Annotated in this window: 16 protein-coding genes; 9 read left to right on the forward strand and 7 right to left on the reverse strand. The window is 68.3% G+C overall.

Annotation, left to right across the window (positions count from 1 at the left end):
- Positions 1-5: 5 nt before the first annotated feature.
- Complete coding sequence (locus AC1DN2_RS16590; protein ID WP_476851210.1) at positions 6-1,220, forward strand: MFS transporter; 1,215 nt, start codon at positions 6-8, stop codon at positions 1,218-1,220.
- 46 nt (positions 1,221-1,266) lie between these two features.
- Here the strand turns inward: AC1DN2_RS16590 and AC1DN2_RS16595 are convergent, their stop codons facing one another.
- A complete protein-coding gene (locus AC1DN2_RS16595) occupies positions 1,267-2,382 on the reverse strand; it encodes a phosphatase PAP2 family protein (protein ID WP_476851211.1) in 1,116 nt (371 codons plus the stop codon).
- Between the two features lie 370 nt (positions 2,383-2,752).
- On the opposite strand from AC1DN2_RS16595, the gene AC1DN2_RS16600 reads away from it, so the two are divergent.
- From AC1DN2_RS16600 to AC1DN2_RS16610, 3 genes are all read left to right on the forward strand, one after another.
- Positions 2,753-3,787, forward strand: coding sequence for an o-succinylbenzoate synthase (locus tag AC1DN2_RS16600; protein ID WP_476851212.1), 1,035 nt, complete (start codon positions 2,753-2,755; stop codon positions 3,785-3,787).
- 305 nt (positions 3,788-4,092) lie between these two features.
- Complete coding sequence (locus tag AC1DN2_RS16605; protein WP_476851213.1) at positions 4,093-4,365, forward strand: DUF6993 domain-containing protein; 273 nt, start codon at positions 4,093-4,095, stop codon at positions 4,363-4,365.
- 92 nt (positions 4,366-4,457) lie between these two features.
- Positions 4,458-5,261: a class E sortase gene (locus AC1DN2_RS16610; RefSeq protein WP_476851214.1), complete on the forward strand. Its 804-nt coding sequence runs from the start codon at positions 4,458-4,460 to the stop codon at positions 5,259-5,261.
- A gap of 279 nt (positions 5,262-5,540) precedes the next feature.
- Here AC1DN2_RS16610 and AC1DN2_RS16615 read toward each other — a convergent pair whose 3' ends face one another.
- Together AC1DN2_RS16615 and AC1DN2_RS16620 are read right to left on the reverse strand one after the other, a co-directional pair.
- Positions 5,541-7,067 (reverse strand): LamG-like jellyroll fold domain-containing protein, encoded by a 1,527-nt coding sequence (locus AC1DN2_RS16615; protein ID WP_476851215.1) that lies wholly within the window; start codon positions 7,065-7,067, stop codon positions 5,541-5,543.
- 211 nt (positions 7,068-7,278) lie between these two features.
- On the reverse strand, positions 7,279-7,896 hold the full coding sequence (locus AC1DN2_RS16620; RefSeq protein ID WP_476851216.1) for a hypothetical protein: 618 nt from the start codon (positions 7,894-7,896) through the stop codon (positions 7,279-7,281).
- Between the two features lie 297 nt (positions 7,897-8,193).
- Between AC1DN2_RS16620 and AC1DN2_RS16625 the strand changes: the two genes are divergently transcribed.
- From AC1DN2_RS16625 to menD, 4 genes are all read left to right on the forward strand, one after another.
- Positions 8,194-8,667: a MarR family winged helix-turn-helix transcriptional regulator gene (locus tag AC1DN2_RS16625; protein ID WP_476851217.1), complete on the forward strand. Its 474-nt coding sequence runs from the start codon at positions 8,194-8,196 to the stop codon at positions 8,665-8,667.
- Positions 8,668-8,778: 111 nt separating this feature from the next.
- On the forward strand, positions 8,779-10,875 hold the full coding sequence (locus tag AC1DN2_RS16630) for a PhoX family protein (protein WP_476851218.1): 2,097 nt from the start codon (positions 8,779-8,781) through the stop codon (positions 10,873-10,875).
- Positions 10,876-11,092: 217 nt separating this feature from the next.
- Positions 11,093-12,928 carry an arginine--tRNA ligase gene (gene argS, locus AC1DN2_RS16635; protein ID WP_476851219.1) on the forward strand — a complete coding sequence of 612 codons (1,836 nt, stop codon included), beginning with the start codon at positions 11,093-11,095 and terminating at the stop codon, positions 12,926-12,928.
- Positions 12,925-14,658: a 2-succinyl-5-enolpyruvyl-6-hydroxy-3-cyclohexene-1-carboxylic-acid synthase gene (gene menD, locus AC1DN2_RS16640; RefSeq protein ID WP_476851220.1), complete on the forward strand. Its 1,734-nt coding sequence runs from the start codon at positions 12,925-12,927 to the stop codon at positions 14,656-14,658. The genes argS and menD overlap by 4 nt, the downstream gene beginning before the upstream one ends.
- 81 nt (positions 14,659-14,739) lie before the next feature.
- On the opposite strand, the gene AC1DN2_RS16645 is transcribed toward menD, so the two are convergent.
- From AC1DN2_RS16645 to AC1DN2_RS16660, 4 genes are all read right to left on the reverse strand, one after another.
- Positions 14,740-15,516 (reverse strand): amino acid ABC transporter ATP-binding protein, encoded by a 777-nt coding sequence (locus AC1DN2_RS16645; RefSeq protein WP_476851221.1) that lies wholly within the window; start codon positions 15,514-15,516, stop codon positions 14,740-14,742.
- Positions 15,513-16,484 carry an amino acid ABC transporter permease gene (locus AC1DN2_RS16650; protein WP_476851222.1) on the reverse strand — a complete coding sequence of 324 codons (972 nt, stop codon included), beginning with the start codon at positions 16,482-16,484 and terminating at the stop codon, positions 15,513-15,515. Before AC1DN2_RS16650 ends, AC1DN2_RS16645 begins: the two co-directional genes overlap by 4 nt.
- A gap of 35 nt (positions 16,485-16,519) precedes the next feature.
- Entirely contained in the window at positions 16,520-17,473 is a 954-nt protein-coding gene (locus AC1DN2_RS16655) for an ABC transporter substrate-binding protein (protein WP_476851223.1), read from the reverse strand.
- A 268-nt stretch (positions 17,474-17,741) separates the two neighbouring features.
- Positions 17,742-19,148 (reverse strand): isochorismate synthase, encoded by a 1,407-nt coding sequence (locus AC1DN2_RS16660; protein ID WP_476851224.1) that lies wholly within the window; start codon positions 19,146-19,148, stop codon positions 17,742-17,744.
- A 153-nt stretch (positions 19,149-19,301) separates the two neighbouring features.
- On the opposite strand from AC1DN2_RS16660, the gene AC1DN2_RS16665 reads away from it, so the two are divergent.
- Positions 19,302-20,093, forward strand: coding sequence for a demethylmenaquinone methyltransferase (locus tag AC1DN2_RS16665; RefSeq protein ID WP_084476083.1), 792 nt, complete (start codon positions 19,302-19,304; stop codon positions 20,091-20,093).
- Position 20,094 lies beyond the last annotated feature (1 nt).

The following is a 20,094-nucleotide window of genomic DNA, read 5'->3' on the forward strand; positions in this document are numbered from 1 at the left end:
AGGGGATGACCACCACACGCCTCGCGCCCTTCAGCCTCCGCAGCATCGCCGTTCCCGCGTTCGGACCGGCCCTCATGTTCAGTCTGGGCGAGGGGGCGATCCTGCCCGTGGTTGCCCTGTCCGCCCGTGATCTTGGCGCCTCCGTGGCCGGGGCCGCGCTGATTGTCACGCTGATCGGCCTCGGATCGTGGTTTTTCAACCTGCCGGCGTCACTGATCACCCTGAAATTCGGGGAACGCTGGGCGATCGTGGGGGCCGCGGCCGCCAGCGCGTTCGCCCTCGCCGCGGCGGCGGTCGCGCCGCTGTTTTCCGGAGGCCTCTGGGTGCTGGCGGCGGCTATGGTGGTGGTCGGCATGGCCGCCAGCGTATTCAGCCTGGCCCGTCAGAAATACCTGACCGAGGCCGTGCCGGTCATGCTCCGGGCCCGGGCCCTGTCCACGCTCGGCGGCGTCAACAGGATCGGGATCTTCATCGGCCCGTTCGTTGGCGCCGCCGTGATGCAGTTTGCCGGCATCAGCGGGGCCTACTGGGCCGGCGTCGTGGCGATGGCCGCCGCGGCGGCGGTGTCGATCACCATCCCGGACCTCGAGGCGAAGCCGCTACCGGCCGACGGCGTTCCGGTGCAACAGCCCACCCTGCGCAGCGTCGCGGTGTCCCACGCCGGCGTCTTCCTGAGCGTGGGGGCCGGGGTGCTGCTGCTGAGCGGGCTGCGCGCCTCGCGCCAGGTAGTCATCCCGCTGTGGGCCGATCACCTGGGCCTGGACCCCACCCAGGCCTCGCTGATCTACGGGATCTCCGGGGCGATCGACATGCTGGTGTTCTATCCGGCAGGAAAGCTGATGGACCGCAAGGGCCGGCAGTGGGTGGCCGTGCCGTCCACGCTGATCATGGGGGTGGCCATGGTGCTGATCCCGCTCAGCACGGGCTTCGTCTCGCTCATGCTGGCGGCGCTCCTGATTGGCTTCGGGAACGGGATTAGCTCCGGCCTGAACATGACGCTCGGGGCCGACTTCTCGCCGGACAACGGTCGCGGCCAGTTCCTGGGCATCTGGCGCTTCATGGCCGACGCCGGCGCCACCGGCGGGCCCGTGCTGCTCTCCGCCGTCACCGCCGCCGCGTCGCTGGGGGCCGGCGTGGCCGCGACCGGTGTGATCGGCTTCGCCGCCGCCGCAGTGTTCGCCGTGACCATCCCGCGGCTCAAGCACCGCCGGAACTACTGACCACCTGAACTCCCGACTGGCCGGGCTGCCGGCGCGGGCTGCGCCGCTACCGGTCCCGCCGTCGTGCGTCCCGCCGTCGTGCGTCCCGCCGTCGTGCGTCCGGCTGCCGGGCGGCCAGGCCGAACAGCCACACGCCGGCCACCGTTGCGAGGTAGCCGGCAATGACGATCAGCGACGAGCCGGCCCAAAAGTAGCTGGTGGTGCTGACCTCCTGGCCGCCCGGGCTGATGCTCAGCAAGACGACGGCCGCCACCCCGGCCGCGGCAAGACCGGTGAGGACGGGAAGCGCCACCCACACCCTGGCCGAGGCCCAGTGTTCGTTGTAGCCGTTCCAGACGTTCCAGCCCGGGCCCCGGCGGATGATCAGCCAGCCGGCCGGGATCATGAAGGACCCGACCACCAGGAAGGCCGCCACCACATCGGCGGGCCGGTGCCACTGGTTGATCAGCGTGGATACCCCGGTGGCGACGGCGAAGCTGCCGCCCAGATATCCGGCCAGCGGCCGCCAGCGCGGCGAAACCATGAGGAACACGGCGGCGGCGGCCGAGGCCGCCATGGTGGTGTGGCCCGAGGGCAGCGAATTCAGTTCCAGCGTCTCCACACCGCGGTACGGCCGGACCGGAAGCCAGTCCTTCAGGATCTGGGTGGCAAGGTTGGCGCCCACGCACGCCGCAATCGCAATCACCGCCGCCGACCAGCGGCGCCGCAGGATGGTGACGAACACGACCACAACCGACGCGATCGCCACGGAGAGCGCCGGCAGCCAGTCCAACAGCTTGGTGGCGGCCTTGCCCGCGGTACCGCTGAGCTCCACGGCTTCCACAAGGGCCGATTCGTCAATGAACTGGCCCGTGGTGGTACGGACAAAGAAGACATAGGTGACGGCCAGCGCGGCGATGCAGGCAACCGTGGCCAGCACGAACAAGGCGGCGGTGGCCCTGCCGGGGGACCACTGCGCCTGCGGATCCGGCGTGGCGCGGTCCCGCGTGCTGCGCTCCGGCCTTTCGGGCGCACTCGCCGGGAGGACTTGTGTTTCCGCGGCCTGTGTTTCCTGGACCGGTATCTCCTGGGCTGGTGTCTCCCGGACCTGGGTTTTTTTAACCTCTGTTTCATAGACCGGGGCAGACGGGTCCCAAGGGGTGCGTTCCTGCCGAAAAGTCATGCCATTAAGAGTCCCATAGAACCCTGCGCGCCAGCTGAAGGGCACGGCACGGCCAGAGAGTAGTGCCCGGTCGAGAAAACGAGTACTCACTACTAGTGCGCCGCCGGACCGGAATTTGTAGAGTCGTGTTTGTGCCGGCGCGGCTTGTCCCCGGCACGGCGCTCCTTGAGCGGGGCCGGCGGAGACGAGTTTCCTGGACCAGGGACTCACCCCCAGTCGACGCCGGCCCAATCAAGGATCCTGCCCGGCTCCCGGTGCCGCGTTCGTGTGCCCCGCGTCCGAGACCGGTGTCCGGGAAAACTCCGCAGTACATTCCCTGTACGTTCTCCTGGGTGCATTCCCCGTAGTGCATTCCCAGTACAGTGGCTCCATGCCTGCCCTCCCCATGGACCCCCCGGAACGTCCCGCCGCGCCCCTGCCCGGCCTCGACGAACTCCTGGCCGGCGCCCACGTGGTGAGCCTGCCGATGCGCGTGAAATTCCGGGGCATCCTGCAGCGGGAGGCCCTGCTGCTCCGCGGGCCGCTGGGCTGGGGCGAATTCTGTCCCTTTCCCGAGTACGGCGACCCCGAGGCCTCCCGCTGGCTTACGGCCGCCATCGAGGCCGGCTGGGCAGGGTTCCCGGCGCCCCTGCGGGACAGCATCCCGGTCAACGCCACGGTCCCTGCCGTACCGGCGCACCGGGTGCCCGAGATCCTGGCCCGCTTCGGCCGGGTGGACGCGGTCAAAGTCAAGGTCGCGGAGCGCGGCCAGAGCCTGGACGACGACGCCGCCCGGGTGGCGGCCGTCCGGGCTGCGCTGCCGGACGCCGCAATCAGGGTGGACGCGAACGGCGGCTGGGATGTGCCGGAGGCCGTCGCGGCACTGACGCGGCTCGCCGCCGTCGGACTTGAATATGCCGAACAGCCCGTACCCGAGATCGCGGGCCTCGCCGAGGTCAGGCGGCTGCTCCGGGCCGCCGGCGTTCCCGTGCTGATCGCCGCGGATGAGAGCGTGCGCAAGGAGGACGACCCCCTCAAAGTGGCGCGGGCAGGCGCCGCCGACCTGATCGTGGTCAAGGTGGCCCCGCTCGGGGGAGTGCGGCGCGCCCTGCGGATCGTGGCGCAGGCCGGGCTGCCCGCCGTCGTGAGTTCGGCGCTGGACACCTCGGTGGGGATCCGGGCCGGGCTGGCCCTCGCTGCCGCCCTGCCCGAGCTGCCCTACGCCTGCGGCCTGGGGACAGTGTCCCTGCTCGCCGCCGACGTCACGGAAGATTCCCTGGTCCCCGACGACGGCGCGATCGCCCTGCGCGACGTCCGCCCGTCGCCCGAGCTGCTGGCAGCGCACGCCGCCTCGCCGGAACGCCGGGACTGGTGGCTGGACCGGCTGCGGCGAGTGCACGCGGTGCTGGCCGCGCGACGCGCTTAACGCAGGGGCCCGGCTGGGGCAGCGGAGCTCCCGCATGGCAGGATGATTCCATGACTCCCCACCCACCTGCACAGGTACGCGCACGCCCGGGCCGTTGGGTGCCTGGAATGCTGGGAGTGGTTTTGCCGGCCATGATCAGCGCCGCCGCGTGTTCGGCTCCGCCTGGACCGGCCACGCCCGCCACCGCTCCCATCCCGGGGGCGAGCCAGCCGGCGCGGGCCGGGGCTTCCGGCTCAGCGGCCCCGAGCGCAGCGCCAACGGCTGCGGGATCCCAGCCGGCTGCCCTGCCTGGCAACGGCAATTCGGTGCGGAGCGCACTGGAAGCCCTGGTCCGATCCTCACCGCAACCGGGCCGGGACCAGGTGCGCTCGGCCCTTGCCGCCGCGGACATTGACCCCGCCAGTGTGGAGGTGTCTGCCTCGCGCACGCCGACGGGACTGGGCGTGGAAGCCGTGGAAGCCGCGGTGCTGACCGCCGGCCAATGTTCAGTGGCGCAGATCCGGTCCGGAACCGTGCAGGTGACCGTGCTGCCGGTTCTTTCGAACGGACGGTGCTTCCTTGGCACTAACGACAAGTAACGGCCGGACCGGGCGGGCGAGCACAATGGACTGCTTCCGTGCGGGATCGGCCTTGACCCCGGCGGCCAGGAAAACCCGGGATGAGGAGGGGTATGTCTGAGGTGCTGACCGGCACGCGTAGGGGGTCCCGCAACACGAAACCCGTACGGCGGAGCCGCGTGCTGATCGTGGTGCAGGTCCTGGGTGAACTGCTGATGACTCTCGGGGTGATAGCCCTTCTCTTCGTCGCCTGGCAGTTGTGGTGGACAAACGTCGAAGCTGACGCCACCCAGGGCGCCGCCGTGAAGCAGTTCGTGCAGGAGCACCCGGTGCCCGGCGCGGCGGCAGCCCCGGCAGCTCCCGCGGCCGGCGCCGGCCAGGGCACAGGATCGCAGGACATACCGGTGGGCAAGGCGCCGGGTCACGGCCAGGCAATCGGCGTCATCTACGTCCCCCGGCTTGGCGCCGACTACAGCCGGCCTGTTGTTGACGGCACCAGCCAGGAGGTCCTGGACACACTGGGTCTGGGCCACTACGAAGCCACTGCCATGCCTGGTGAGGTGGGAAACTTTGTGGTTGCCGGGCACCGCCAAACTCACGGTGCCGTGCTCGATAACATCCACACCCTGGTGCCGGGGGACAAGATCTATGTCCAGACTGCTGACGGTTTCTACACCTATGTGTACCGGAACCAGGAAATCGTCCTGCCGGACCGGACGGACGTCCTGTTGCCGGTGCCCGGCGAACCGGGGGCGAAGCCTCAACAAAGAATCCTCACGATGACCAGCTGCAATCCGCGGTTTGGGTCGCAGGAACGCATCATCGCCTACTCCGTGTTTGAGTCATGGCAGCCGCTCAGCGCCGGGCCGCCGGCCGCCATCGCGAAACAACTGGCACAGCTGCAAGGAAAGGGCTAACACATGTACGTCTGGTTGTTCCGGCAACTTCCCGGCCCCTGGTGGGTCCGGACGCTCATCTCCCTGGCATTGCTCGCAGCCGTGCTGTGGGTACTGGTGGGGTATGGGTTTCCCTGGTTTGCTGACGTAACGCATTTGACCGACGCAACCGTCGGGTAAGACTGGGGACGGTGTACTCAGGCGGGTTCGGCGTCAGCGGCCTCAGCGGCGTGCACTCAGGCGGGTACGGCGTCAGCGGCCTCAGCCGCGTGCACTCAGGCGGGTTCGGCGTCGGCGGCCTCAGCGGCCGGCGTTGAAGTGCGCCTGGACCTGGGCTGCGGTGAGGGCCGTGGGGTAGACCGCCGCGTTGTCGACGCTGCCGGCGAAGAACGAGCTGGTGGCGGCTCCGGGCCAGTCCCTGTTCTTGTCGAAATCCATGCTGTCGTAGCCGACGCGCCAGTAACCGCTGTAGGCGCGCTCTGCAACGAGGCCCTTGTTGGCAGCTACCTGCACACCGTCCACGTACAGGACCGACCCGGCAGGAGTCATGGTGGCCGTGGCCAGATGCCATTGGCCGTCGGTATATGCGGCCGGACTTGTGATGGCGGTGGCTTTGTACTGCTCGCTGTTGCCGTTGCGGGTAGCCGCGCCGAAGCTGATTCCGCCGGTATCCGTCATGTATAGGTGGCGGTCTGAGAGCGTGGACTCTCCGGTCCGGGCGTCCCCGAATCCTAGAAGCCGTCCGCCGGTGGACCCCGGCATGGCTTTGAACCAGATTTCCACGGTGAAGGTATCCGGAGCGCTGATGAGTTGGGGGGTGCTGACGTACCCGGCGGCGTCGCTAAGGGTCAGGGCCGGACTTTGGCCAGCGGCGCAGGATCCGGAGACGCGTGCGGTGGCACCGCGCAAGGTGCCGTTCCTACCGTTTCCGGATGCGTCCTCGGCCACAGTCCCGGCAGCCTCGTTAAACGCATAAAACACGGACGGGTTGTCCTGCACCGTGGGGGACAGGCAAGGGTAGCTGCTCAGTGCCGCAAAGCTGCTGGCCGGGGTGGGGGCGGCGGCCGAGAAGGCTGCATGTGCCGGCGCAGCCATCAACAGCTCAGGGGCCACCAGGATGGGAAGCGCGGCCAAGCACAGCAAGGCGCGGATGGCCCGGGCCCTCCGCGTCGTTGCCCGGGCACGCCGCCGGAGGGCGGGGCGAGCGGTGTGGGCGGTGTCGGCCCGTGGCGACGGCTGCGGGCCGCGCGTCGTTCCCGTCTTGGCGGGGTCCTGGGTCTTGGCAGAGTCCTGGGCGCCGCGGGAAGCTGCGCTGGAACCGGAGGCCGCGGCAAGGGTCAGGGCTGAAACCGCGACGAACACCGCGGCGAGATTGCCCCAGTTCTTTTCGGCCAGCCACACAACAGGAAGTCCCACATAGGGGACGCGAAGTACAGCCACGCCGTGAACTGCCTCCGGCGTGACCGGGGACGAATCGTTGGCCGAGTTCGCATCGCCGCGCAGGATGAGGTTGCCGCCGGGGGCGTCCTCTACATAGCGGTGCAGGCGCAGCTTGTTGGCATGATCCGGGTCATCTACCAGCAGGATGTGGCCCAGTGAGGCCGTTCCGGTGGGGATTGGCCGGGCGATAACCACATCGCCGGCAGAGATCCGGGGCTCCATGGAACCGGTCATCACGGTGGTTGGTTGCCATCCCAGAGCGAAGGGGAGCAAGGCCCACGCCAGCATCCCGAGGAGGGCGAACAAGACTGCCCGTGCCACGAGGGACACGGCCAGCCGGACGGCTCCTACGCCAGCGAGCTCCGGGCCGCCGTCGTGAAGTTCCACGGCGGTTCCGGCAGCTTCCGCGGCCCGGTGGGTACCGGAAGTGGTTGCTGCGGCGCCGTGGTCACGGCGGAACCGTGGGTGCACCCCGGTTCGCCGGAGACCCGGCCTGTGGGTCGTGTTGCTGTCCGGGGTCCCTCCGACGTTTCCGCGGGGCGTCCGGGCATCACGGTGCCCGGACGTCGCGGGCAGTCGGCTCGGTCCGGGCATCGGCTTAGCTGTTCTGTGCTTCCCAGGTGAAGCCCATGGAGGCGGTGCCACCCATGGTGGTGTTCGGTGCAGTTGATTTGACCGTGTACGTGATCTTGTACGTGCGGGTTTCCGTGGCAGTGCCGGTCGGGGCCCAGGAGCCCCAGCCCGTCGCGAAGCCGGTCTTGTCAGTGCCGAAGGCCATGAGAGTGCCGGTGTATGGCGTTGTTGCGGGGGCCAAAACCTTGAAGTCGCCGCAGGTGCTGTCTGCGCCGGTGCCCTCGGTGATGGTCAGGTCGATGTTGGAGCTGAGGTCCTTGGTGGTGCTCGCCGTCGTGGCGTAGAGCTTCACGGTGGAGGCCAGAGAGCCGCTGGAGGTCACCGTGATGCACTTGGCGCCGGTCGAGCCGGGCTTCAGGCCTGTTGCGGTAAACATTGCGGTCGAGGCGTTTGCGCCGGCCCCGCTCGAGACGTTGCCGTCGAGTGCGACGGTTCCCGCCGTCCAGTTGCTGGAGGAGCTCTCTACTTTGGCGCTGAAGGCCGAGTAGGAGGCCTGGGAGACGGCGACGCCGCTCACCAGGAGTGCTGCCGGGACAACTGCCCATTTGGCCCAAGTGGCCGTGCGTGCTGAAATCTTTGCCATGACGTGCTCCTGGTGATGAGGTGGGGCCCCTGCCCCGTATGAGACCTAGCGCCGGCTCCCTGAGCGGAGCCTGCAGAAGTAAACCTACACACGATTGACTTGAAAATCAAGCAAAAAGTTTTTCCCTCTAGTTTTACGGGGGCTGCACCCCCTGCTTCTAGGGGTTTTCAAGGTAATTAGCTTGAGAGTAAAGTAGATCAGGAAACGGATTGAGGTTCGATCCGCAGCACGGTTTGAAGCAGGGCGCCTATGATGGGTTGGCCGCAGAGAGCTGGGCACAGAAACAAGGAGCTGGACATGTCAGACCACGCTGAGGGGTCACCGGGGGACAAAGACGCGCTGCTGCGCATCACTCAGGGCCTGCGGCGCGTTGACGTCGGAACGTACGCCCTCAGAATCCGGCTGGCCGAGAAGCTGGGCATCGGCACCATCGACATCAACGCGATGGCTTTTGTGGGCGAGGTCGACGGCATGACCCCGAAGGCCCTCGGCAATCTGCTGAATATCACCACCGGATCCGTGACCGCCATGGTGGACCGCCTGGAATCCAAGGGCTTCATGATCCGCAAGCCCAACCCCACGGACCGGCGCAGTGTGCTCTTGCACCTGAGCCCGGCCGGGACCCACGCGATGCAGTGGGCCACGGAGCACTTCGCTGAAGCCGCCGCGGCAGTCCTCGAGGGATCGCGCGAAGACAGCATTTCCGACGTCGCCAGCTTCCTTGAAGGAATCGGGCAGCGGCTGCTTGCCGCCGCGAGCACGCCGGAGTAGACGCGGAGCTGTCCGGGGAGTTCACCGGACCTTAACCCGGGAGACGGGCCCGCGTCGTCAGCGGCTGGAAGGGTGGGCGCGACCGCAACTCACCCCATGGAAGGTCTCTCCATGTCTGTCTCCTCCGGACGCACGTTTTCCCTGCTCCCCGTGCTTGGCCACACCAAAGGCAAGCGAAGCCCCGTCACCTGCGCGCTGAAGTGTGACAACGCCTGCTCGGGCGAGGTCTGCAACACCAGCACCAACAGCTACTTCCGGGACATCGCCTCCGCCACCATGTCCCGCCGCGCCGCGCTGGGCTTCGGCGCCGCCGGCGCGCTCGCCGTCGTCCTCGGCAACGCCGTGACGTCCGCCGATACGGCAGTGGCCGACGGCGGCCCGGGCCTCGCCGCCGCGGCCAAGGACGGATTTGGAAAATCCAAGCTGCAGTTCACCGCCATCGCTCCGGTGGACGCCAGCGTGGACAAGCTGACCGTCCCGGCCGGGTTCATCTGGCAGCCGGTCATCCGCTGGGGCGACCCGCTCTTCAACGACTCGCCGGCCTTCGACCTGGACCACCAGAGCGCGGCGGCGCAGACCCGCCAGTTCGGCTACAACAACGACTACACCGACATCCTGCCGATCGATGGCTCCAAGGACCGCCGGGCCGTGCTCTTCACCAACCATGAATACACCAACGAGTCCATCATGCTGCCGGCCGGATTCGACGCCGCCGAGGCCCGCGCGATCGGCCGTGCGGCCCACGGCCTCACCGTGGTCGAGTTGGAGCGTGCGAACAAGAACAAGCCCTGGAGCTACGTCCGGGGCGCCGGGCTGAACCGCCGTTTCCTGACCGACACCATCTACGAGCTCGACGGCCCCGCCGCCGGGTCCCCGCTGCTGAAGACCGCCGCCGATCCCTCCGGCCGGGCCATCCAGGGCACCCTGGGCAACTGCTCCGGCGGCACCACCCCGTGGGGCACGATCCTCTCCGGCGAGGAAAACTTCAACGGCTACTTCGCCGCGCCCGGAACCTCCGACGCCGACAAGCGCTACGGCCTGACCAGCAAGCCCACCGCCCGCCAGTGGGAACTCGATGACCCGCGCTTCGACACCCGCAACCCCGGATATCAGAACGAGGCCAACCGCTTCGGCTGGATCGTGGAAGTGGATCCCTTCGATCCCTCCTCCACGCCCCGCAAGCACTCCGCGATGGGCCGCTTCAAGCACGAGGGCGCCAACGTGATCGTCGCCAAGTCCGGTCACGTGGTGGCCTACATGGGCGACGACGAGCGCTTCGACTACCTGTACAAGTTCGTTTCGGCCGGCACGTACCGGCCCGGAAAGACGGCGGAGGACCGCAGGAACAACCTCACGCTGCTCTCGGAAGGCGACCTGTACGTCGCGAAGTTCACCGGCAATTCCCCGGCCGACGGGTTCGACGGAGCGGGCAAGCTTCCGGCCGACGGCGCCTTCGACGGCGCCGGTGTTTGGCTGCCCCTCGTGGTGGGCGGACAGTCCAAGGTGGCCGGGATGTCCGTGGAAGAGGTACTGGTGTACACCCGCCTCGCCGCCGACAAGGTGGGCCCCACCAAGATGGACCGCTGCGAGGACGTCCAGCCCAGCCCGCACACCGGCAAGGTCTATGTGGTCTGCACCAACAACGCGGACCGCGGCAAGCCCGGCAAGGAAGGTGCCACCGAGGTCAACCCCCGTACCCTCAACCGCGACGGCCACATCGTCGAAATCACCGAGACCGGTGACCAGAGCTCCACAACGTTTGGCTGGAACCTGCTGATGGTCTGCGGCGATCCGGCCAAGAACTCCGCCACCTACTTCGCCGGGTTCCCCGCGAACCAGGTCTCACCGATCTCCTGCCCGGACAACGTGGCCTTCGACTCCGTGGGTAACCTCTGGATCTCCACCGACGGTGCGCCCTCCAGCATCGGCTACGCCGACGGGCTCTTCAAGGTGACCCTGGACGGTGCCGAACGCGGGAAGGTGGAGCAGTTCCTCGCCGTCCCGCGCGACGCCGAAACCTGCGGCCCGGTCATCCACGACGACGAGCGCACCGTCTTCGTTGCCGTCCAGCACCCGGGCGAGGAAGGCACCTTCGCCGAACAGCACTCGTACTTCCCGGACTACGTCGCGGCCGGCTCCACACCGAAGCCCGGCCAGGTGCGCGCCCCGCGTCCGTCCGTGGTCCAGGTGTTCCGCACCGGCGGCTAGCTTCCTCCCGCCACGCTCCCTCACGTTTGGCAGGTTTCCTTCCCACGCTCCCTCACTTCCCTTATTTTGGCGGCGGGAGGTGAGGGAGCGTCGGGTTTTTGGCGGCAGGAGGTGAGGGAGCGCCGGGTTTTTGGCGGCGGGACGTGAGGGAGCGTCGGGTTTTTGGCGCGGGACGTGAGGGAGCGTCGGGTTTTTGCCGAACTGATAATTTGGGACTGTGAATAATCCGGCCGAATTGGTTGTCCCCAGAGTCCAGGCTGCAATTGCCACCGCGTTTGGCGAAGAGTTCCGGCAGACGGATCCGGTGGTCAGGCCCTCCCAGTTCGCCGACATCCAGATCAACGCCGCCATGGCCCTGGCCAAAAAGGCCGGTCTGCCGCCGCGGGACGCCGCCGCCCGGATCGTGGACGCCCTGAACCTGGACGGCATCTGCACCAGTGTGGAAATCTCGGGGCCCGGCTTCATCAACCTGAGCTTTGACGGCACCTGGATCGAGGAGCTGCTCAATGCGGAGTCGGTCCAGGCCGCGTCCCCGGCCACGGCCGTCACGCCCGCCGCGACACCGCAGCGCGTCGTCGTCGACTATTCCTCCCCGAATGTCGCCAAGGAAATGCACGTCGGCCACCTGCGCACCACCGTGGTGGGGGACAGCCTCGTCAAGGTGCTCGAAGCCCTCGGCGACACCGTGATCCGGCAGAACCATATCGGTGACTGGGGCACCCCGTTCGGGATGCTGATCGAACACTGGCTGGAGATCGGCGAGGACTCCCCGGAGGCGGCGCTGCTGGTGGAGGACCCCAGCGCGTTCTACCAGGCCGCCCGGGCCAAGTTCGATGCCTCCGCCACCGACGAGGACGGCTTCGCCACCCGGGCCCGGCTCCGCGTCGTTGCCCTGCAGGGCGGCGACCAGGAGACCTTCGCCGTCTGGCAGCGGCTGGTCGCCCAGTCCAAGCGCTACTTCAACGCCATCTACTCCACCCTCGGCATCAGCCTTACCGATGACCACATCGCCGGAGAAAGCTCCTACGACGCGCATCTGGCACAGCTGTGCCAGGAACTCGAGGAACGCGGCCTGGCCCGGATCAGCGACGGCGCCCTGTGCACCTTCCCCGCAGGATTTACCGGCCGCGACGGGCAGCCGCTGCCGCTGATTATCCGCAAGTCCGACGGCGGCTACGGCTACGGCACCACGGACCTCGCCACCATCCGCTACCGGGTCCGCGACCTGGCGGCCAACCGGATCCTCTACGTCGTGGGCGCCCCGCAGAACGTCCACCTGCGCATGGTCATGGCCAGTGCCCGGGACGCCGGCTGGCTTCCGGAGACGGTCGAGGCCGTGCACGTGCAGATCGGCAACGTGCTCGGCGAGGACGGAAAGATCCTCAAATCCCGTTCCGGCGCACCGGTGAAGCTCATGGCCCTGCTCGAAGAGGCCGTGGACCGTGCCCGCGCCGTCATCGACGCGAGCCGGCCCGAGCTCAGCGAGGCGGAGCGCGCCGTGACCGCCCGCCAGGTGGGCATCGGCGCCGTCAAGTACGCCGACCTCTCCACCGGCCACGACACCGAGTATGTCTTCGACTTCGACCGCATGCTCGCCCTCAGCGGCAACACCGGACCCTACGTGCAGTACGCAGCGGCGCGGATCCGCTCCATCCTGCGCAAAGCCGGGGTACTGGAAGAAATCACCGACGACGGCGGCTCGCCGTCAGCCGGCGCCGCGGGAACTCCGGCGGCCGGCACTCCGGCAGCCGAAGCATCCGGCGGCCCCGCCACGGCGATCGCTGTCGTCGAACCCGCAGAACGCGCGCTGGCCCTGCACCTGCTGGAGTTCGACGCAACGCTGAACAAGGTGCGGGACGCGCTGGAGCCGCACCGGCTCTGCGGCTACCTCTTTGAGCTCGCACAGCTCTTCACCACGTTCTACGACCAGTGCCCGGTGCTCAAGGCCGAGGAATCCGTCCGGGACTCGCGGCTGGCCCTGTGCGCGCTGGCTCTGCGCCGCCTCTCCGGCGGCCTGGAACTGCTGGGCATCGAAACGCCGGAGAACATGTGAGTCCGGCGGATTCCGCTGCCGGCTCATCCGCTCCTGGCGGCCTGACCGCGGTGGAGGCTGCACGCATCGCCGTCGACACGTTGCTCGCCGCCGGTGTGCGCCAGGTGGTGGTGTCCCCGGGATCGCGCTCGGCGCCCATGGCCTACGCCCTGGCCGAGGCCGAAGCCGCCGGACGGGTGGAGCTGCTGGTCCGGATCGACGAAAGGTCCGCCGGCTTCACCGCCCTGGGCCTGGCCCTGTCCGCCGGTGCGCCCGCCGCCGTCCTGACCACGTCCGGGACCGCCGTCGGCAACCTCCTCCCGGCCGTCATGGAGGCCAACCATGCCGCGGTGCCGCTCGTGGTCATCTCCGCCGACCGGCCCGAGGAGCTGCGGGGGACCGGCGCCAACCAGACCACCGTGCAGCTGGACCTCTTTGGCGACCACGTCCGCTTCGCCGTCGACGTGCCCGCGGGCAGCGATCCGCAGCGCGCCGTCGAAACGGCCCTCAGTGCCGCCACCGGAGCTTTCGAGGACGCCCCGCCCGGGCCGGTGCAGCTGAACCTCGCCTTCCGCGACCCACTGGTCCCGGCCGTGGGCGACGGGCTGCCCGCGGCCGCCGGAGGCGGCATCTACCGGGCCGCCCGGAACCCCCTGGCCCTGGACTTTCCGGCCGCGTCGACGGCGCTGCCGGAACGGCGCACCGTGGTGCTGGCCGGGCACGACGCCGGCCCGGTCGCCGAGGCTTTCGCCCGCGCGCACCGCCTGCCGCTGCTGGCCGAGCCGTCTTCCAACGCCCGCTTCGGCCCCAACGCGGTGGGCCCCTACCGGCTGCTGATCGAGCACTTCGGCGCGGACGCGGCACAGCCGATCGAACGCGTGGTCCTCTTCGGCCGGCCGACGCTTTCCCGGCCGGTGAGCGCGCTGCTGGAGCGGGCCGATGTCCCGTCGGCCCTGTACCAGCCGGTTCCGGTGGCCTGGTACGAACCCGGCCGCCGCACCGAACTGCCGCTGGAAACCCTGGCGGACCTGGCGGACTTCGCCGGCCGCGGATCTGCCGCCTGGCTCGATGCCTGGCTGCTGGCCGGAGCTGCCGCGCAGCATGCCGTGGACCTGATCCTGGCCGCATCCCCGGCCGCGACCGGTCCGTCGGTGGGCGCCGAAGTCTGGAAACATGCCCGCGGGCAGCTGGTCCTGGGCTCCTCGAACGGGATCCGCGACGTCGACCTCGCCGGGGCGCCGCCCGCGGAACCCCAGGCCACAATGTTCGCCAACCGGGGCCTGGCCGGGATCGACGGCACCACGTCCACCGCCACCGGGATCGCGCTTGGCGGCGGCCAGGAAACCACCGTGCTCATGGGGGACGTGACGTTCCTGCACGACGCCGGGGGACTCCTGCTCGGCGCCGGCGAGGCCGAACCGCAGCTGCGGATCGTGGTGCTCAATGACGCCGGCGGTGCCATCTTCGGGCTCCTGGAGCACGGCACCGTCGCCGCGGCGGGGCGCTACGGCGACGCCGTCGAACGCCTCTTCGCCACCCCGCAGCGGGTGGACCTCGCCGCGCTGGCCGCGGCATACGGCGTCCCGCACCGCCTGGTCGGCACGACGGCGGAACTCGCCGAGGCGCTGTCCGGACCGCCGGAGGGCCGCAGCATCATCGAGGTGCGCACGGACCGGCACCGGCTCGGGGAACTGCACCGCGCCATCCGGGCCGCGGTGGCCACGGCCGTGGAGGGCCTCCCGCAGACGTAGCGCACGTTTCCGCGACGAAAAGGGACAGCCGCCACGTGGATCCACGTAGCGGCTGTCCGAAATCGGTGCGGAATGCCGGAATTACAGCACGCGGCTGAGGAACTCCTTGGTGCGGGGGTGCTGGGGATTGGCCAGGACCTCCCGTGGGTCGCCCGACTCCACGACGATGCCGCCGTCCATGAAGGTCAGGCGGTCGCCGACCTCCCGGGCAAAGCCGATCTCGTGGGTCACCACAATCATGGTCATGCCCGACTTGGCGAGGTCCTTCATCACGTTCAGGACATCGCCCACGAGCTCGGGGTCAAGCGCGGACGTGGGCTCATCGAACAGCATGAGCTCGGGGTCCATGGCCAGGGCCCGGGCAATCGCAACGCGCTGCTGCTGGCCGCCGGAGAGCTGGGAGGGGTAGTGGCCGGCGCGGTCGCCGAGCCCCACCCGGTCCAGCAGTTCCAGGGCGCGTTTGCGCGCCACGGCCTTTGACTGGCCCTTGACCTGTACCGGAGCTTCCATGATGTTCGCCAGCGCCGTTTTGTGCGGGAACAGGTTGAAGCGCTGGAAGACCATGCCGATCTCGCGGCGCTGGGCGGCGATTTCCTTGGTCTTCAGGTCATGGAGCCTGCCTTTGACCTCGCGGTAGCCGATCAGGTCGCCGCCCACCGAAATGCGCCCGGCACTGATGGTCTCCAGCAGGTTCACGCAGCGCAGCATGGTGGACTTGCCCGAACCGGACGGGCCGATCACAACCGACACCTCGCCCTGGTTGACGGTCAGGTCGATGCCGCGCAGCACGTGGTGTGTGCCGTAGTACTTGTGAAGGCCCTCGATCTTGACCAGGGGCTGCTCTGTGGTGATCGTCATTTCGCCTCCTCCTCGGGGAAGTCCATCTTGAGGTCCGGCTCGGCCCCGGCGCTGGGGGCCACGGCTGCGGACGCCTTGGCGGCGGCGGGGTTGATCGCTGCCGGAACCCGGTTGTCCACGCCCTTGCCGTAGTGCGCCTCAATGAAGTGCTGGCCCACCATCAGGATGCTGGTGATGACGAGGTACCAGAATGCGGCGACAATCAGGAGCGGAATGGGAAGGTAAATCCGGTTGGCCAGGGCGTTCGTCGCGAAGGTCAGGTCCAGTGTGAACGGCACCGCCAGGACCAGCGACGTGGTCTTCAGCATGCCGATTGTCTCGTTGCCGGTGGGCGGCACGATGACGCGCATGGCCTGCGGCAGGATGATCCGCCGCATGATCTTGCCCTTCGTCATGCCCAGGGCCTCGGCAGCCTCACTTTGGCCCTGGTCCACGGACTTCAGGCCGGCCCGGAAAATCTCTGCGAGATACGCGGACTCATTCAGGCCCAGGCCCAGGATGGCCGGGATCAGGCCGTGGGTGGGGTCCGAGGTCACCCAGGTGAAGGTTGCAGGACCAAACGGGATGCCGAGGACGATCGTCGGATAGAGAACCGTGGCGAGCCCCCAGAACAGCAGCTGGGTGTAGATCGGGGTGCCGCGGAAGAACCAGACCCAGGTCCAGCTGGACCAGCGGAACACCGGGTTGTCGGACTGCCGCATGAACGCCAGGAGGATGGCCAGGACGATGGCCAGGACCATGGACGCAAATGTCAGGAACAGGGTCCAGACGACGCCCTGGACCACCTTGGTGTCCAGGATGTAGGTGCCGACGACGTCCCAGCGGAAGTTGGGGTTCGTGAACAGGCTCTGCAGGAAGGCAAGCAGGAAGCCGACGATGATGATGGCGCTGATCCAGCGGCCGGGGTGCCGTACCGGTACTGCATTGTTCAGTACCGGTGCGGCGTGAGGGTCCTGATGGCTGTCCATCTCTGCCCCTGCTGCGGATCCGGTTGTGGGGAGGCTCAAGACGCGACCGCCGGGTTGACCTCGGACTTGGTGATGGCGCCGTCGGTGACGCCCCAGCCCTCAAGGATCTTCTTGTAGGAACCGTCTTCCATCAGTTTGGTCATGGTCTTCTGGACGACGTCCGCCAGGGCCGTGTCCGACTTGGCGACGGCGATGCCCTGGGGAGCAGAATCGTAGACTTCGCCGAGCTTCTCGAGCTGGCCGTTGGTCTGGGTCAGTGCGTAGCCGATGATGGGGGAGTCGGCGGCCATGGCATCGATGCTGCCGTTGACCAGTCGGGTGGTGATGTCCGTCTGGGTCTTGAGGGTCACGATGTTAATGGGCTGCTTGCCCTCGGCGGTGCACTTCTTGTTGCGGTCCGAGAGGTCCGGATCTTCCTGGATGGTGCCGGTCTGCACGCCGATGGACTTGCCGCAGAGGTCATCGAGGGAGATCTTCTTGGGGTTGCCCTTCTGAACGGCCCAGCCGGTACCTGCCTGGTAGTAGCTGACCATGTTCACCGCGGCAAGCCGCTCCGGGTTGATCGTGAAGGAAGAGACCCCGAGGTCGTACTTCGGGCCGAGAGCCGGAAGGATGCCGGTGAATTCGGCCGTCTGGACCTGGACCTTCAGGCCCAGCGCCGCGCCGATCGCCTTGGCGATGTCGACGTCGTAGCCCACGGGGGTCTGGCCGTCGGTGCCGAGGAATTCCGCGGGGGCGTAGGAGGTATCCGAGCCCACGGTCAGGGTGCCCTTTGACTTGATCGACTCGGGCAACATGGCCGCCAGGGCATCGTCCTTCTGGACCGTGCTGGGGTCAAAGCTGGCCGCGGCGCTGCCCGAAGCGGAAGCCGCGCCGGAGGGGCCGGTCTCGGAGGCGTTCGTGCAGGCCGTCAAGGCCAATGCGCCGACGGCGAGCACCGTGGCGACCTTCATTGCGGGGTTGCTCAGGAGCGAAGGGGAGATCTGCATTTTCTTACCTTTTGTTGCCGGAGGGATGCGTAACGAGGCCGATTTATAGTGTATCGCCGAACAAGAGATGTACGTCACAGAAAACTAAGTTTCACTATTGGATAACTAAACCAGACCCGAATGCAATATCTTTAATGCCCGATCTGTCTGTGATCCCGGATTCCTGTCCGTTTCGCCAGTTCCTGCGGTGCAAGTCCGACGGCCGATTCGCCGGCCCGGCCGGCGTCACGGGCCCCACCCGCATCTTGGGCCTCGCGAGCCCCGCACACTAGTTGCTGATGCCGAGCGACTCCAGCATCGGCCGGAACTTCGCCCACGTCTCGGCGAGCTCAGTCTCGGGAACCGAGCCGTCCACCACGCCGCAGCCCGCATAGAGCCGGACCGTGTGCGGGGATTCGATGACGGCGCCACGCAGGGCGATGCCCCACTCGCCGTTGCCGGCCGCGTCGAGCCAGCCGACCGGCCCGGCGTACGGGCCGCGGTCCAGGTGCTCGAGCTTGCGGATGAGCGCCCCGGCCACGGTGGTGGGGGTACCGCAGACGGCGGCGGTCGGATGCAGCGCGTTGATCAGGGCCAGGCACGTGGGGACGTGGCCTTCCACCTCAGCCAGCTCAGCCTTGACGTCCGAGGCCAGATGCCACACATTGGGCAGTTCGAGGATGAAGGGCTCGCTGTGCGCGTTCATGGCCTCGGAAAACGGGGCCAGCTGCGTGGTCAGGGACTGGATTGCGATGTCGTGTTCGTGCCGTTGCTTCTCGGAGCCGGCCAGCACCCGTTCGGCGAATTCCAGCGGCGAGCCCGCCATGCCATCGGCGTCGCGGCGGTCCAGGGTGCCGGCCAGGACGCGCGCCTGCGCGGTGCGGCCCTCCACCTGGATCAGCATTTCCGGAGTGGCCCCCACCAGCCCGTCCACCCCATACGTCCAGCATTCGCGGTACCGGGCCGACAGTTCGCGCAGCACCTCGGCGGCCTTGACGCCGGTGGGGACGGTGGCCACGACGTCCCGCGCCAGCACCAGCTTTTCCAGGGCGCCGGTCCGGATCTCCGCGACGCCGGCGGCAACGGCGGCCATCCAGTCTTCCTCGCTGAGCGAGCCGGTGTGCAACGTTGCCCCTGCGGCCAATGGCAAAGGACGTACGACGGCGCCACCGGCCTGCGCGGGTGCCTGCACCCGGTCATCCACCACGGTCACGCTGGTCCCGGGATTGGCGCTGGCTCGGGGATTTGAGCCGGGATTGGTGCTGGTGCTGTGAAGCCAGCGGTCCAGGGCGGCGCGGGCACCGGATTCGGTGAGGTCGCCGTCGTCGAACGTGAGCTGGGTCAGCCATGCCTGGCCGTCACGGAGCCCGACAACGATTTCCGGGACCAGCAGCCGGGACTCATGGGCGGAGGCCTTGGAGAAGGCGAAGGAGCCGAAGGCGACCGGGCCGGTGCCGGGGCAGCCCACACTGTCCTGGATGTCTGCCTCCAGGACCTGGTGGCGCCACCAGATGTCCGCTTCCAGGAACCGCTCGGGTCCGGTGGCAGTGAAACGGGCTATCTCGCCGAAGCCCACGAGACCGGCCTCGCGGCGGGTCCAGCAGAGGACATCGTCCCGGACCAGAAACGACGGCAGGCCCCCGGGGAAAGTTTCGGCATCGAGGGGGACTGTCAAGGTGCGGAACGTGCTCGTCATGATGGCATAACACTAGCCCGTGATCGCCCATTGGGTGGATATACACGGGCCGGCCGGGCCTGTGCGGGGCCGCCGCGGCCGTTGCCGCAGGTGAAAGCCGCGTCAATTGGCGGCCCGTTCGTGGGAGCGCCGATCATTTGAGACAATGTCAGGGTGAACCGAGCATCCTTGGATAAGCGTCCGGACGAAGTAGCCACGATGTTTGACGACGTCGCCCCCAAATACGACGTCGTCAACGATGTCCTGTCCTTGGGGCAGACGCGGCGTTGGCGCAAGGTGGTGGTGGAGGCGATGGGCGTATCGGCCGGCCAGCACGTCCTGGACCTCGCCGCCGGCACCGGCACCTCCAGCGAGCCGTACGCCGACGCGGGCATCAACGTCATCGCCTGCGATTTCTCCCTCGGCATGCTCAAGGTCGGCAAGCGCCGCCGCCCGGACATCGACTTCATCGCCGGGGATGCCACCCGCCTGCCGTTCGCGGACAACACCTTCGACGCCAGCACGATCTCCTTTGGCCTGCGCAACGTCAACGAGCCGAAGAAGGCCCTGGCCGAGATGCTGCGGGTCACCAAGCCCGGCGGCCGGCTGGTCATCGCGGAGTTCTCCCAGCCAGTGGTGCCGCTGTGGCGCACCATGTACACCGAATACCTCATGCGGGCCCTGCCGGCCATCGCCGTCAAGGCCTCCTCCAACCCCGACGCCTACGTCTACCTCGCCGAGTCCATCCGCGCCTGGCCGGACCAGGACCACCTTGCGGCCTGGCTGCAGGAGGCCGGCTGGGAATCCGTCACCTACCGCAACCTCAGCGGCGGCATCGTCGCCGTGCACCGGGCCCAGAAGCCGGCAGACCCCTCAACCGGCCCTGCCGCAGGCGCTGCGGCGCTGGCCGCCCACACCGGACCCGTGGCCAAGCTGCGCCGCAACATCACCCGGCCCGGCCGGTAGC

The organism is Arthrobacter sp. 01L42 (assembly GCF_056400005.1).

Bases quoted from the DNA above. Each gene is read 5' to 3' on its own strand.
- AC1DN2_RS16590 (WP_476851210.1), top strand. From the start codon at position 6: ATGACCACCACACGCCTCGCGCCCTTCAGCCTCCGCAGCATCGCCGTT.
- AC1DN2_RS16595 (WP_476851211.1), bottom strand. From the start codon at position 2,382: ATGACTTTTCGGCAGGAACGCACCCCTTGGGACCCGTCTGCCCCGGTC.
- AC1DN2_RS16600 (WP_476851212.1), top strand. From the start codon at position 2,753: ATGCCTGCCCTCCCCATGGACCCCCCGGAACGTCCCGCCGCGCCCCTG.
- AC1DN2_RS16610 (WP_476851214.1), top strand. From the start codon at position 4,458: ATGTCTGAGGTGCTGACCGGCACGCGTAGGGGGTCCCGCAACACGAAA.
- AC1DN2_RS16620 (WP_476851216.1), bottom strand. From the start codon at position 7,896: ATGGCAAAGATTTCAGCACGCACGGCCACTTGGGCCAAATGGGCAGTT.
- AC1DN2_RS16625 (WP_476851217.1), top strand. From the start codon at position 8,194: ATGTCAGACCACGCTGAGGGGTCACCGGGGGACAAAGACGCGCTGCTG.
- AC1DN2_RS16630 (WP_476851218.1), top strand. From the start codon at position 8,779: ATGTCTGTCTCCTCCGGACGCACGTTTTCCCTGCTCCCCGTGCTTGGC.
- AC1DN2_RS16645 (WP_476851221.1), bottom strand. From the start codon at position 15,516: ATGACGATCACCACAGAGCAGCCCCTGGTCAAGATCGAGGGCCTTCAC.
- AC1DN2_RS16650 (WP_476851222.1), bottom strand. From the start codon at position 16,484: ATGGACAGCCATCAGGACCCTCACGCCGCACCGGTACTGAACAATGCA.
- AC1DN2_RS16655 (WP_476851223.1), bottom strand. From the start codon at position 17,473: ATGCAGATCTCCCCTTCGCTCCTGAGCAACCCCGCAATGAAGGTCGCC.
- AC1DN2_RS16660 (WP_476851224.1), bottom strand. From the start codon at position 19,148: ATGACGAGCACGTTCCGCACCTTGACAGTCCCCCTCGATGCCGAAACT.